At 64.4% G+C, this 13161-nt stretch carries 13 protein-coding genes; 8 read left to right on the top strand and 5 right to left on the bottom strand.

The annotated features are described in order from the left end of the window. Positions 1–14 precede the first annotated feature (14 nt). The 7 genes from AU381_RS20165 (at position 15) to AU381_RS20135 (ending at position 6690) form a co-directional block, all read left to right on the top strand. Positions 15–1622, top strand: coding sequence for a carboxyl transferase domain-containing protein (locus tag AU381_RS20165; RefSeq protein WP_064243519.1), 1608 nt, complete (start codon positions 15–17; stop codon positions 1620–1622). 16 nt (positions 1623–1638) lie between these two features. Further along, entirely contained in the window at positions 1639–2022 is a 384-nt protein-coding gene (locus AU381_RS20160; protein ID WP_064243518.1) for a RidA family protein, read from the top strand. 16 nt (positions 2023–2038) lie between these two features. After that, entirely contained in the window at positions 2039–4027 is a 1989-nt protein-coding gene (locus tag AU381_RS20155) for an acetyl/propionyl/methylcrotonyl-CoA carboxylase subunit alpha (protein WP_064243517.1), read from the top strand. Continuing rightward, positions 4024–4893, top strand: coding sequence for a hydroxymethylglutaryl-CoA lyase (locus tag AU381_RS20150; RefSeq protein ID WP_064243516.1), 870 nt, complete (start codon positions 4024–4026; stop codon positions 4891–4893). Before AU381_RS20155 ends, AU381_RS20150 begins: the two co-directional genes overlap by 4 nt. Then, positions 4890–5675: a crotonase/enoyl-CoA hydratase family protein gene (locus AU381_RS20145; protein ID WP_064243515.1), complete on the top strand. Its 786-nt coding sequence runs from the start codon at positions 4890–4892 to the stop codon at positions 5673–5675. Before AU381_RS20150 ends, AU381_RS20145 begins: the two co-directional genes overlap by 4 nt. 90 nt (positions 5676–5765) lie before the next feature. Next, positions 5766–6137, top strand: coding sequence for an antitoxin Xre/MbcA/ParS toxin-binding domain-containing protein (locus tag AU381_RS20140; protein WP_064243514.1), 372 nt, complete (start codon positions 5766–5768; stop codon positions 6135–6137). A gap of 52 nt (positions 6138–6189) precedes the next feature. Beyond that, complete coding sequence (locus AU381_RS20135) at positions 6190–6690, top strand: RES family NAD+ phosphorylase (RefSeq protein WP_082910308.1); 501 nt, start codon at positions 6190–6192, stop codon at positions 6688–6690. A 161-nt stretch (positions 6691–6851) separates the two neighbouring features. Here AU381_RS20135 and AU381_RS20130 read toward each other — a convergent pair whose 3' ends face one another. The 5 genes from AU381_RS20130 to AU381_RS20110 form a co-directional block, all read right to left on the bottom strand. Beyond that, on the bottom strand, positions 6852–7961 hold the full coding sequence (locus tag AU381_RS20130; protein WP_064243512.1) for a sulfate/molybdate ABC transporter ATP-binding protein: 1110 nt from the start codon (positions 7959–7961) through the stop codon (positions 6852–6854). 15 nt (positions 7962–7976) lie between these two features. Then, the gene (cysW, locus tag AU381_RS20125; protein ID WP_064243511.1) at positions 7977–8861 is read right to left on the bottom strand and encodes a sulfate ABC transporter permease subunit CysW; all 885 of its coding nucleotides are present in this window, start codon (positions 8859–8861) and stop codon (positions 7977–7979) included. Next, positions 8851–9708, bottom strand: a complete 858-nt coding sequence (gene cysT / locus AU381_RS20120) for a sulfate ABC transporter permease subunit CysT (protein WP_064243510.1) — start codon at positions 9706–9708, stop codon at positions 8851–8853. Before cysT ends, cysW begins: the two co-directional genes overlap by 11 nt. A 6-nt stretch (positions 9709–9714) precedes the next feature. After that, complete coding sequence (locus AU381_RS20115) at positions 9715–10740, bottom strand: sulfate ABC transporter substrate-binding protein (RefSeq protein ID WP_064244151.1); 1026 nt, start codon at positions 10738–10740, stop codon at positions 9715–9717. A 301-nt stretch (positions 10741–11041) separates the two neighbouring features. Then, complete coding sequence (locus AU381_RS20110; protein ID WP_064243509.1) at positions 11042–12100, bottom strand: D-TA family PLP-dependent enzyme; 1059 nt, start codon at positions 12098–12100, stop codon at positions 11042–11044. Positions 12101–12261: 161 nt separating this feature from the next. Here AU381_RS20110 and AU381_RS20105 point away from each other — a divergent pair, with 161 nt between their 5' ends. After that, positions 12262–13104: a transporter substrate-binding protein gene (locus AU381_RS20105; protein ID WP_064243508.1), complete on the top strand. Its 843-nt coding sequence runs from the start codon at positions 12262–12264 to the stop codon at positions 13102–13104. The last annotated feature ends 57 nt before the right edge of the window (positions 13105–13161 follow it).

The following is a 13161-nucleotide window of genomic DNA, read 5'->3' as shown; positions in this document are numbered from 1 at the left end:
AGGGCTGGGGGACAATGACAATATTGCGATCGCACATCTCGCCATCCTCGGATGTGTTCAAGGCAAACCGTGCCGCCATGGGGGAAGCGATCTCGACGATAGAGGAAGCGGTGCGGCTGGCGGTCGGCGGCGGGGGCGAAACCGCGCGCGAGCGCCATGTCAGCCGCGGCAAGCTCCTGCCGCGCGACCGGGTTGCCGGCCTCGTCGATCCGGGCACGCCATTTCTCGAGATTGCCGCGACGGCGGCGCATGGGATGTACAACGGCGACGCGCCCGGCGCCGGGCTGATTGCCGGCATCGGGCGGATTTCCGGCCGCGAATGCATGGTCGTCTGCAACGACCCGACCGTGAAGGGGGGCACCTACTACCCGATCACGGTGAAGAAGCATCTGAGGGCGCAGGAGATCGCCGCCGAGAATCGGCTTCCCTGCGTCTATCTGGTCGATTCCGGCGGCGCGAACCTGCCGAACCAGGACGAGGTCTTCCCGGATCGCGACCACTTCGGCCGCATCTTCTACAATCAGGCCAACATGTCCGCGGCCGGCATTCCGCAGATCGCCGTGGTGATGGGCTCCTGCACCGCCGGCGGCGCCTATGTGCCGGCGATGTCCGACGAGACGATCATCGTCGAGGGCCAGGGGACGATATTTCTGGCCGGCCCGCCGCTGGTCAGGGCGGCGACCGGGGAGGTGGTGTCGGCCGAGGACCTCGGCGGCGCCGACGTGCATACACGGCTTTCCGGCGTCGCCGATCACCTGGCGCGCGACGACGCACATGCGCTGGCGCTTGCCCGTCGCGCCGTCGGCGCGCTCAACCGGGAGAAGCCGCAGTCCGTGGAGCTCCGCGAGCCGGAACCGCCGCTCTACGATCCGGACGAGATCGCCGGCATCGTGCCCGGCGACCTGAAGACGCCCTATGAAATTCGCGAGGTGATCGCCCGGATCGCCGACGGCTCTCGATTCGACGAGTTCAAGGCGCGCTTCGGCACGACGCTCGTCTGCGGCTTCGCCCATGTCCACGGCATCCCGGTCGGAATCGTTGCCAACAACGGCGTGCTGTTCTCGGAGTCGGCGCTGAAGGGCGCCCATTTCGTGGAGCTCTGCGCGCAACGCAGGATCCCGCTCGTCTTCCTGCAGAATATCACCGGCTTCATGGTCGGGCGCAAATACGAGACCGAGGGCATCGCCAAGCACGGGGCCAAGCTGGTGACGGCGGTCGCAACGGTCAAGGTTCCGAAGGTCACCATGCTGGTCGGCGGCTCGTTCGGGGCCGGCAATTACGGCATGTGCGGACGGGCGTTCTCGCCGCGCTTCCTCTGGACCTGGCCGAACAGCCGCATCTCGGTGATGGGCGGCGAACAGGCGGCGGGCGTACTCTCGACGGTGCGCGGCGAGGCGCTGAGGCGCGCCGGCACCCCGTGGAATGAAGAAGAGGAGGCCCGCTTCCGTCAGCCGGTTCTCGACCTCTTCGAGCGCCAGAGCCACCCGCTCTATGCCTCGGCGCGGCTATGGGACGATGGTGTCGTCGATCCGCGCAAGAGCCGGGAGGTGCTGGCGCTGTCGCTGTCGGCAGCGCTGAACGCGCCGGTCGAGGACACGCGCTTCGGGTTGTTCAGGATGTAGGGGGGAGAGGCTGGGGATGAAACGCGACAATATCAACGCCATGAGCGCGCCGCAGCCGCGCGGCGGTTATTCGCAGGCCGTCAGCATCGAGAACTTCCGGCGCCTGCTGTTCGTCAGCGGCCAGATCCCGATGACATCGGACGATGTCGTGCCGGAGGGCTTCGAGGCGCAGGCCCGCCAGGTCTGGCTGAACATCGACGCACAGCTGAAGGCCGCCGGCATGTCCAAGGCCGACATCGTCAAGGTTACGACCTATCTTGCCGACAGGCACCATCTCGTGGCGAACCGCGAAATCCGCAACGACTATCTGGGTTCGCTGGCGCCGGCGATGACGGTGGTGATCGCCGGCGTCTTCGATGCTGCCTGGCTCCTCGAAGTCGAGGTGGTGGCGGCGCAGTAAAGCGGAAGAGAGGCGCATGTTTTCGAAGCTCCTGATAGCCAATCGTGGTGAAATTGCCTGCCGTGTCATGCGGACCGCCCGCCGGCTCGGCATCCGCACCGTGGCCGTCTATTCCGACGTCGACGATGACGCGCTTCATGTGGCGCTTGCCGACGAAGCGGTGAGGATCGGGCCGGCAGCGGCCTCCGAGAGCTATCTGTCGATAGAGCGCGTCATCGGGGCGGCCAGAAGCGTCGGGGCAGACGCCATTCATCCGGGCTACGGCTTCCTGTCGGAGAATGCCGACTTCGCGGCCGCTGTCGAGGCGGCAGGCATGACGTTCGTCGGACCCTCTCCGGATGCGATCCGCGCCATGGGGCTGAAGGACGCCGCCAAGGCGCTGATGGAACGCGCTGGCGTGCCGGTCGTGCCGGGCTATCACGGTGAGGTGCAGGACGCGGCCTTTCTCGACGGACAGGCGGCTGAGATCGGTTATCCGGTGCTGATCAAGGCCCGCGCAGGCGGCGGCGGGAAGGGCATGCGTCGCGTCGATCGGCCGGAGGATTTCCCCTCGGCGCTGGAAGCCGCCCGGCGGGAGGCCGAGGCCGCTTTCGGCGACGGATCGGTGCTGATCGAAAGGTACATGACCAGGCCGCGCCACATCGAGGTTCAGGTCTTCGGCGACCGGCACGGCAATATCGTTCATCTCTTCGAGCGCGACTGCTCGCTGCAGCGCCGGCACCAGAAGGTGATCGAGGAGGCGCCGGCCCCGGGCATGACCGCCGAGGTGCGCCGCGCCATGGGCGATGCGGCGGTGCGGGCGGCGCGGGCGATCGGCTATGTCGGCGCCGGGACGGTCGAGTTCATCGCAGACGTCACGAACGGGCTCTGGCCGGATCGGTTCTTTTTCATGGAGATGAACACCAGGCTGCAGGTGGAGCACCCGGTCACCGAGGCGATCACCGGCTTCGACCTCGTCGAGTGGCAGCTTCGTGTCGCCGCCGGTGAGCCGCTGCCGAAAAAGCAGGCCGACATCAGCATCGACGGCTGGTCGTTCGAGGCACGGATCTATGCGGAGGATCCCGCCAAGGGTTTCTTGCCCGCAATCGGCCGATTGAATCACTTGCACTTTCCGGATGGTAACGTGCGGATCGATTCCGGGGTGCGGCAGGGCGACATGGTCACGCCGTACTACGATCCCTTGATTGCCAAGCTGATCGTGCATGGACCCAACCGGTCGGCGGCCCTTGGTCAATTGCAGGCGGCGCTCAAGGGATGCCGCATCGGCGGAACGGTCACGAATCTCGATTTCCTCATTCGCCTGACGGAAGAGCACGATTTCCGTTCGGGCATGCCGGACACGGGGCTGATCGACCGGGAAATCGAGCGGCTGACGGCGCCGCTGGCGCCGGACGATGAAGCGCTCGCTTTGGCGGCAATCGTTGCAACCGGCGTTCTCGACCCCGTCGCCGCGGTCGATCCGTGGACATCCCTCGGCTATTGGCAGATCTGGGGCGACTCGCAACGTACGATCACGGTCGAACATGAAGGAGGCCGCTCGGCGGCGACCCTGAAGGCGCGCGGCCGCGATCAGTTCGCGGTGCATGCCGGGTCGAGCACCCTGCCGGTCCTGGTGCTCGGGCGGTTCGAAGACGGCGCTCGGCTCGAAGTCGCCGGCCAGAAGCGGATGCTCCGCTTCATCCGGGACGGCGAGACATTGACCTTGTTCCTTCACGGCCGCAACGTGGTCTTCCACCTGCCGGATTCCCTGTCGGGCGGGCACAGCGGCGAGATCGCCGATGACGAACTCGTCGCGCCGATGCCGGGCCTGATCAAGCTGGTGCGTGTCGGCGCCGGCGAGGAAGTCTCCAAGGGTCAGCCGCTCGTTGTCATGGAAGCGATGAAAATGGAGCTGACGCTCTCCGCCACACGGCAAGGCAAGGTCGCAAGCGTGCACGTGGCCGAGGGCGTGCAGGTCGCCGAAGGCACGGTGCTCGTCAAGCTTCATGAGGAGGCCGCGGAATGACGCCGCAGCAAGGCGAACGTGTCACCATCGTCGAGGTGGCGCCTCGGGATGGTCTTCAGAACGAGGCGAGGCTCGTCGATACGGGCGACAAGATCAGGCTTGTCGACCTTCTTTCCGACTGCGGCTACGAGCGGATCGAGGTGACGAGCTTCGTCAGTCCTCGCTGGGTGCCGCAGATGGCCGATGCTCCGGCGGTGATGGCGGGAATTGCGAGACGCCAGGGAACGCGCTATTCGGCGCTGACCCCGAATATGCGCGGCTTCGAGGCAGCGCTTGCCTCCGGCGCCGACGAGGCGGCGATCTTCGCTTCCGCGTCAGAAAGCTTCTCCCAGAAAAACATCAACTGTTCGATCGCCGAGAGCATAGAACGGTTCCGACCGGTGGCCGAGGCGAGCCGCCATCACCGCATTCCGCTGCGCGGCTATGTGAGCTGCGTCGTCGAATGCCCCTATGAGGGCGCGATCGGGCCGGAAGCTGCCGCCCGCGTGGCGCGGCTGCTTTCCGATCTCGGCTGCTACGAGATCAGCCTCGGCGACACGATCGGGCGCGGCACGCCGGAGGCCGTCGACGCCATGCTGGAAGCCGCGCTCGGCGAGGTTGCCGCAACGAAGCTCGCAGGGCACTTCCACGATACTTCCGGTCGCGCGCTCGAGAATATAGCGGTGTCCCTGGAGCGTGGCCTCAGAGTGTTCGACGCCTCCGCCGGGGGTCTGGGCGGTTGTCCCTATGCACCGGGTGCGGCGGGGAATGTCGACACGGTCGCGGTGAACGCTTTCCTGCAGAAGAGAGGTTTTTCAACAGGACTCGATCCGGAAAAGCTCGAAAGGGCCGCAGCCTTCGCGCGATCCTTGAGGAGGGCGGCATGATCTATCAGACCATCCGCTCCGACAGCGATGAACGTGGCATTGTCCGACTGACGCTCACGCGTCCGGAGAAGCACAATGCCCTCTCTGCCCTGATGATCAGCGAACTGACCGACGTGGCGGCCCGGCTTGGAGCTGATGCGTCCGTGCGGGCAGTCATTCTCGAGGCGGAAGGAAAGAGCTTCTGTGCGGGGGGCGATCTGGCGTGGATGCGGCAGCAGTTCACGGCAGACAGACCGACGCGGATCGCCGAGGCGACGCGGCTGGCGATGATGTTCAAGGCGTTGAACGAGATGCCGAAACCGCTGGTGGCGCGCGTCCATGGCAACGCCTTCGGCGGCGGCGTTGGCCTGATCAGCGTATGCGATGCCGTTGTCGCCGAGCACGGTGCGAAGTTCGGACTGACGGAAACCCGCCTCGGGCTGATCCCGGCCACCATCAGCCCCTATGTCATCGCCCGGCTTGGTGAGGCAAGGGTTCGGCCTCTGTTCATGTCGGCACGAATTTTCGGGGCCGAGGAAGCGAAAACCGCCGGACTGGTGTCGATGGTTGTCAACGTCGCCACGCTGGATGCCGCCGTCGAAGCAGAAGTCGCCTCCTATCTGGCGGCGGCCCCGGGGGCGGTCGGTCGCGCCAAGCGGCTTGCGCGGTCGCTCGGGAGCCCGATCACCGATGCCGTCATAGCCGCGACGATCGAGCAACTCGCCGACGCGTGGGAGACGGACGAAGCGCGAGAAGGGGTCGCCGCCTTCTTCGAGCGCCGGGAACCTTCCTGGCGGAGCTAACCTCCTTGACCAACTCGAAATAAGCTTGAATTGAGCAGAGACTGATCATAGTTTAATAATGCACTGGTCAAACCAGGATCGAGTTTTGTCATGATGGCTGTCGATTTCCAAATTCCAGCGGCGCGCTTCGGAGATGATCATTCCCGATTCCTGTCGGCGCGTCTCGTCGCCGACAGGCTCGGCGTCACGCTCGCCGAACTTGCCAAGCTGATTGGCGTCGCGCGCAACACGCTGACGGCAAAGTCCGGCGCGCGAAAGGTCGACAGCGCCTTGAGCAAGGTCGTCCGCATCCTCGCCATGGCGTCCGAAATGGCCGGCGACGAAGCTCGCGCCGTCATCTGGTTCAAGCATCAGCCGATCCCCGGCTGGGCCGGCAAGACCGCATACGATCTGGTCGGCGAAGGCAAGGCCGACAAGGTTCTCGCCTATCTCGAGGCCATCCGCGCCGGCGTCTACGCTTGAGAGCGGGTTGAGGAAAAGCGTGAGCGGCTCTCCGCCCGCACGCTCCGAGCCGATGACGCTCTGGCGCGCCTTCGTGCCGCGCTGGGCACATATGCCGCTTTCCGGCGAGGGCGCTGCCCGCTTCGGCGGCCGATGGAACCCGGTCGGCACGCCGACGATCTATGCCGCGCGCGAACTTTCTACCGCCTGGGCGGAATATAATCAGGGCTTCGTGCAGCATCCGGCGCTGATCGTGCAGCTCAAGCTTCGCAGCGCGCAGCTCGCCAATCTGACAGACGCAGGCGTGCTTGCGGAACTTGAGCTCGATGAGGCGATCCATCGCTGCGAATGGCGCGACGCGCTCGACAAGGATACCGTGCCGCAGACGCACAGGCTGCAGGCCGACCTTCTGAGGCGCGGATTTCACGGCGTGATCTATCCGTCCTTCATGTCGCCCGGCGGCACCTGCGTCGCGCTCTGGCGTTGGAACGGTTCCGGCGAACCGCGCCTCGACGTCATCGATCCCGAGGGCCGGCTGCCGAAATCACCCGCCTCCTGGATCGGAGGTGAGTGAAACTGTTGTCCAGCCGCCCCTCAACCGGCCTGCCGGCCTCATCGCACCCAAGCAGGGGCGAAGGGGGTTCGCGGCACCCTTTCAGTTCTCGCCCCGCCCCGATTTAGATCCAGATGCGATAGGCGTGCCGCGTGGTGAGGACGCGGCACGCCGGCTCCCGTTCAGGTGCCGGTGCGGACCAGTTCGGTCGCCGGTGCTTCCACCTGTCGCGGAGCGACTGCGACGTCGCCTTCCTTGCGGAAAAGCTTCCATTTGGTCGGCCGGAAGGCGATACGGGTGTGGTCCGTCGAGGAGGCGCGCTCCGGCGGCAGTTCGATCTCGACCGGGGGATGGGCCTTGCCGAGATCGAGCTCCAGGTGCCGCGTTCCCGCGACGCGCCGGCTCGCCGTGACGAGGCCGGCGAGACAGCCGCCGCAGCCGTCGATCAGCTCGATGTCGTGGGGACGGAAATAGAGGGTTGCCGCCCCGTCCGGCTCGCTCGCCGCACGCAGGCCGATCGGCCGGTCCTCGAACCAGATCTCACCGCTCGAAAGCGTGACGTCGATGCAGTTCGACTGGCCGATGAAGCCGTAGACGAAGGGGGAGACCGGATGGTCGTAGATTTCGTCGGGCGTGCCGACCTGCTCGATCGCGCCTTTGCTCATCACCACGACGCGGTCGGCAAGCTCGAGCGCCTCCTCCTGGTCGTGGGTGACGAAAACCGTCGTGTGGCCGGTGCGGTCGTGGATCTCCCTCAGCCACTTGCGCAGTTCCTTGCGCACCTGCGCGTCGAGCGCGCCGAAGGGCTCGTCGAGCAGCAGCACGTTGGGCTCGACCGCCATGGCGCGCGCGAGCGCGACGCGCTGGCGCTGGCCGCCGGAAAGCTGGGCGGGATATCGCTTTTCGAGCCCCGAGAGCTGCACCAGTTCAAGCAGATCGAGGGCCCGGCGGCGGATCTCGGCGGCCGGCGGCCGCCGGCTGGATGGCCGCACCTTCAAGCCGAAGGACACGTTGTCAAGCACGGTCATGTGCCGGAACAGCGCATAGTGCTGGAAGACGAAACCGATGTTTCGCTGCTGCACACTCTTCCTCGAAGCGTCCTCGGCACCGAAGAAGATCGTCCCGTCGGTCGGGCTTTCGAGCCCGGCGATGAGCCGGAGCAGCGTCGTCTTGCCCGACCCGGAGGGGCCCAGCAGCGCGATCAACTCGCCGGACCGGATGTCGAGCGAGACGTCGTCGAGCGCCGGAAAGCGGCCGAATTCCTTGCGTATGTTCTGGACGCGGACTTCCATGGATGTCTGGACCTTTCAATGCCTGCGGCTGGCAGCGATCTCGTCGCTGTAACGAAGTTCAAGCGCCGTCTTCAGGACGAGCGTCACCAGCGCCAAAAGCGCAAGGACTGCCGCCACCGCGAATGCGGCGACGAAATTGTACTCATTATAGAGGATTTCGACCTGCAAGGGCATGGTGTTCGTTTGGCCGCGAATATGACCGGAAACGACGGACACGGCGCCGAACTCGCCCATGGCCCGGGCGTTGCAGAGCAGCACCCCGTAGAGCAGGCCCCATTTGATGTTCGGCAGTGTGACATGCCAGAAGGTCTGCCAGCCGGTGGCCCCGAGCGACAGCGCGGCCTCCTCGTCGCTCGTCCCCTGCTCCTGCATCAGCGGGATCAGTTCGCGGGCGACGAAAGGAAAGGTCACGAAGACGGTGGCAAGCACCAGGCCCGGCACGGCGAAGAGAATGTGAATTCCGTACTTCTGCAGGAAGGGGCCAAGCGCGCTGTTGGCGCCGAAGATCAGGACGAAGACCAGGCCCGAGATCACGGGAGACACGGAGAAAGGCAGGTCAATCAGGGTCGTCAGGAACGCCTTGCCCTTGAACTCGAACTTGGCGATGGCCCAGGCGGCCGCTACCCCGAAAACCAGGTTCAGCGGCACGGAGATCGCAGCGACGATCAGCGTCAGCCGGATGGCGGAAAAGGTCTCGGGATCGCGAAGTGCCGTCGCGAACTCGGCCGGTCCCTTCCGAAACGCTTCGATAAAGACCGTCGCGAGCGGCAGGAGCAGGAAGAGGGCAACGAAACCAAGCGCGACCATGATCAGTGTCAGGCGCGCGATCCGCGTTTCCGAGGTGGCCGCTTTCACAAGTTTGGATGACGCCGACGGCGCCGGGCTGGTGTCAAGCGCCATTGCTGTATCTCCGTCTGCTCCAGGCCTGGATCGAGTTGATGACGAGCAGCATGATGAAGGAGAGGAACAGCATCACCGTGGCGATTGCGGTCGCAGCGGGGTAATTGAATTCCTCCAGGCGGATAATGATGAGCAGCGGGGCAATCTCCGAGACATAAGGCAGATTGCCGGCGATGAAGATCACCGAACCGTATTCGCCGACGCCGCGGGCAAAGGCGAGCGCGAAGCCGGTCAGCCCGGCCGGAAGGAGACCCGGCAGCAGGACCCGGCTGATCGTCTGAAACCGGCTGGCACCTAGCGTCGCGGCCGCCTCTTCGACTTCCTTGTCGATTTCCTCCATGACCGGCTGAACCGTGCGCACGACGAAGGGCAGTCCGACGAAGACGAGCGCCACGACGATGCCGGCCGGCGTGAAGGCGATCTTGATGCCGAGCGGTTCGAGAAGCGAGCCGATCCAGCCGTTCGGCGCATAGAGCGCCGTCAAGGCAATGCCGGCCACCGCCGTCGGCAGCGCGAAGGGCAGATCGACCATGGCGTCGATCACCCGCTTGCCCGGGAAGCGATAACGCACCAGCACCCAGGCGAGGACGACGCCGAAGAACAGGTTGACCACTGCGGCGATGAAGGCCGTGCCGAAGCTGATCGTCAAGGCGTTGACTGTGCGCTCGTCAAGGACCAGGGCCATGAAATTGGACCAGCCGAGGCCGCTTGAGCGCCAGATCAGGCCGGAGAGCGGAATGAGAACGATGAGGGTAAGCCATGTCAGTGTGACGCCGAGCGCCAATCCGAAACCCGGAATGACGCTCGGCTGCCGAAACCGCCATCGCGTGCTGCTGCGAAGGGCCATATGTTGTTATTGTCCCGGCTTGTAGATCTGGTCGAAAACCCCACCATCGGCGAAGAACTTCGGCTGAGCTTCCTTCCAACCGCCGAATTCGTCAATAGTGACCAGTTTGAGATCGGCGAAGCGGGCCGTGTCCTTCGGGTCGGCAAGCTCCGGCTTGAACGGCCGGTAGTAGTGCTTGGCCGCGAGCTTCTGGCCGGCATCGCTGTAGAGATAATTGAGGTAGGCTTCGGCCACCTTGCGGGTGCCCTTCGTATCGACATTGCCGTCGACAAGCGCCACCGGCGGCTCGGCCTTGATCGAAATCGACGGCGTGACGATCTCGAAATTGTCGGGGCCGAGTTCCTCGAGCGAGAGATAGGCTTCGTTCTCCCAGGCGAGCAGAACGTCGCCGAGGCCGCGCTGGACGAAGGTGGTGGTTGCGCCGCGCGCACCGGTATCGAGGACCGGAACGTGCTTGAAGAGTTGCGTCACATATTCCTGTGCCTTGGCATCGTCGCCGTTGTTGGCAGCGCGCGCCCAAGCCCAGGCGGCGAGGAAGTTCCAGCGGGCGCCGCCCGAGGTCTTCGGGTTCGGTGTGATGACCTGGATGCCTTCCTTGGTCAGATCACCCCAGTCCTTGACGCCCTTCGGGTTGCCCTTGCGAACGAGGAAGACGATCGTCGAGGTATAAGGAGAGCTGTTGTTTTCGAGGCGGGCCTTCCAGTCGGCCGGGATCTTGCCGGTCGCCTTGGCGATCGCGTCGATATCGGCCTCAAGCGCCAGCGTCACCACGTCGGCTTCGAGGCCGTCGATCACCGATCGGGCCTGCTTGCCCGAGCCGCCATGCGAGGTCTGGATGGTGACGGTTTCACCCGTGTCCGTCTTCCATTTTTCCGCAAAGGCAGCGTTGAAGTCCTTGTAGAGTTCCCGTGTCGGATCATAGGACACGTTCAGAAGTGTGGTATCTGCGGCAGCAAGGCCAATCGAGCCGAGCTGCAGGCTTCCGACCAAAAATGCTAGTTTCACTATTCCGGCAAGTTTCTTCGAACTCATGTCGACCTCCATCCTTTGCCAGATAAAACTATCAATTTAATCGACTATCTCAACGCAAACATATGACGCCGGCGAGCGGATTCGGGAAATGTCGTATCCTTGTTCAAGCATTTCCCGAAATTCCTTGCCCGCGGCGGGACTCAAGCCCCGATCGAGACGGCGGGAGAATAGCCCATTCTTGGGGCCGCGCTAATATAACTGTATTTGCCGCATCTTGCGAATGCGGTGGAACGAGAGTGGCTCGCCGATCGTCGCCTTGGCGACTCACGCGCGCCTCGATCCTCGGAAGATGGTGGAGTCGTTAAAGGACGCGACCGCGCGCGACGACACTCCACTCGGTCTTCGGCTCGCCGGCTTCGATGATATGGATCGCATCGACCATGTTGGTCACCACGCAGGCGTGGTTCGGAACGACGCGAAGCTGTTCGCCGACCTTCAAACCGATAGGCCCGTCCGAAACAAGCCGGCCATGTTCTTCGGAAAGCTGGTCGATGTGGATGTCGTCGCGGCCGAGCACATGGCCATAGCCCGCCAAGCCGAGGAGATCGGAGGTCAATACCTTGCTGCCGGCATCGATGATCGCCCGGTGGGGCGCCGGGACGGAGACGACCGTCGCAAGCACGGTGAGCGCGCAGTCATCCCAAGTCGCGACGCCGCGGGCGACGAGGGAGCGATCGTTGTAGATATAGGTGCCCGGGCGGTATTCGGTCGCAACCGGCGCCTCGGCCGCTTGCATCATGCTCGGCGTGCCGCCGGATGTGACGATGGGGACCTGCAACCCATCCGCCTCGATCAGCCGCCTTGCCTCGCTCATGAAGGACTGCACCCGTGCCGCGCCGCCGACGGGCGGATAGGTCATCAAACCGCCGAACCGCAATCCGGGTGCCTCGGCAATGCGCCGGGCGAGGGCTGCCGCCTCGTCTGGGGTCGCGACTCCGCAGCGATCGGCGCCCGTATTGCACTCGACAAGCACGGCTAGCGGCTTCCGCGCGCCAGAAAAATATTCCGCTAATCCGTCGATGACAGCCGCGTTGTCCGCCACGACGCTGAGGGTGACCCGCTCATTCAGCCGCGCCAGGCGCGCGAGCTTTGCTTCGCCGAGGATGTTGTAGGTGATCAGCACGTCCTTGATCCGCGCGCTGCCGTCAACCATGGCCTCCGCCTCGGACACCTTCTGGCAGGTTATGCCGATCGCCCCTGTCTCGAGCTGCAATTCGGCCATCTGCGGCAGCTTGTGCGTCTTGATGTGCGGACGCACGCGGATGCCGTGGCGATCGGCATAGGCCTGGAAGGCACGGACGTTGCGGCGGGCAATGTCGAGATCGACGAGCACGGCGGGCGTTTCGATCGGCAGGTTCATAGGGCTCGGTTCCTCCCACGAGAATTCACGGACGGCGAATCTCGCCGATGCCGCTTGACAAGTTATGACGCGAGGCATTTGATAGGTCAATCCGGTATTGAGGACGCATGTCCAATATAACGGACAACAATCCGCCGGGAACGAAAAAGGGGAGATCTCCGATGATCAAGACAATCACTATCGCTGCGAGCCTCGCAGTCGCCGCGCTCGCCGCCATGCCCGCGCAAGCGCAGCAGCCTTCCAGTAAGCTCGACGAGGTTCTGGCGCGCGGCCACCTCATCCTCGGCACCGGCAGCACCAACGCGCCGTGGCACTTCAAGAGCGCCGAGGACAAATTGCAGGGTTTCGACGTCGACATGGGCCGCATCATTGCCAAGGCGCTGTTCGGCGATCCGGACAAGATCGAATACGTCAACCAGTCATCGGATGCCCGCATTCCGAACATCACCACCGACAAGGTCGACCTCACCTGCCAGTTCATGACGGTCACCGGCGAACGCGCCCAGCAGATCGCCTTCACCATTCCCTATTACCGCGAGGGCGTCGGCCTGATGCTGAAGGGTGACGGCAAGTATGCTGACTATGAGGCGCTGAAGGCCGCCGGCTCGTCGGTTACCGTCTCGGTGCTGCAAAATGTCTATGCGGAAGACATGGTGCATGCCGCCCTTCCCGAGGCGACGGTCGACCAGTACGAGTCCCAGGACCTGATCTATCAGGCGCTTGAATCCGGCCGCGCCGATGCGGCGGCCACCGACCAGTCGTCGCTGGCCTGGTACATGACCCAGAACCAGGGCCGCTACAAGGATGCCGGCTACGGCTGGAACCCGCAGACCTATGCCTGCGGCGTGAAGCGCGGCGACCAGGACTGGCTGAACTTCGTCAACACGGCGCTGCATGAAGCGATGACCGGCGTCGAATTCGATTTCTACGCCAAGTCCTTCAAGACCTGGTTCGGCAAGGACCTGACGCCGCCGCAGATCGGTTTCCCGGTCGAGTACAAGTAAGCCCTACAGCGCCGCGCGTCGTATCAGACGCGCAAAGGTCGCTGTAGCTCTTTTAAT

Source organism: Sinorhizobium glycinis, from assembly GCF_001651865.1.
GTDB lineage: Bacteria > Pseudomonadota > Alphaproteobacteria > Rhizobiales > Rhizobiaceae > Sinorhizobium > Sinorhizobium glycinis.
This window is presented reverse-complemented; position numbering and strand designations above follow the sequence as displayed.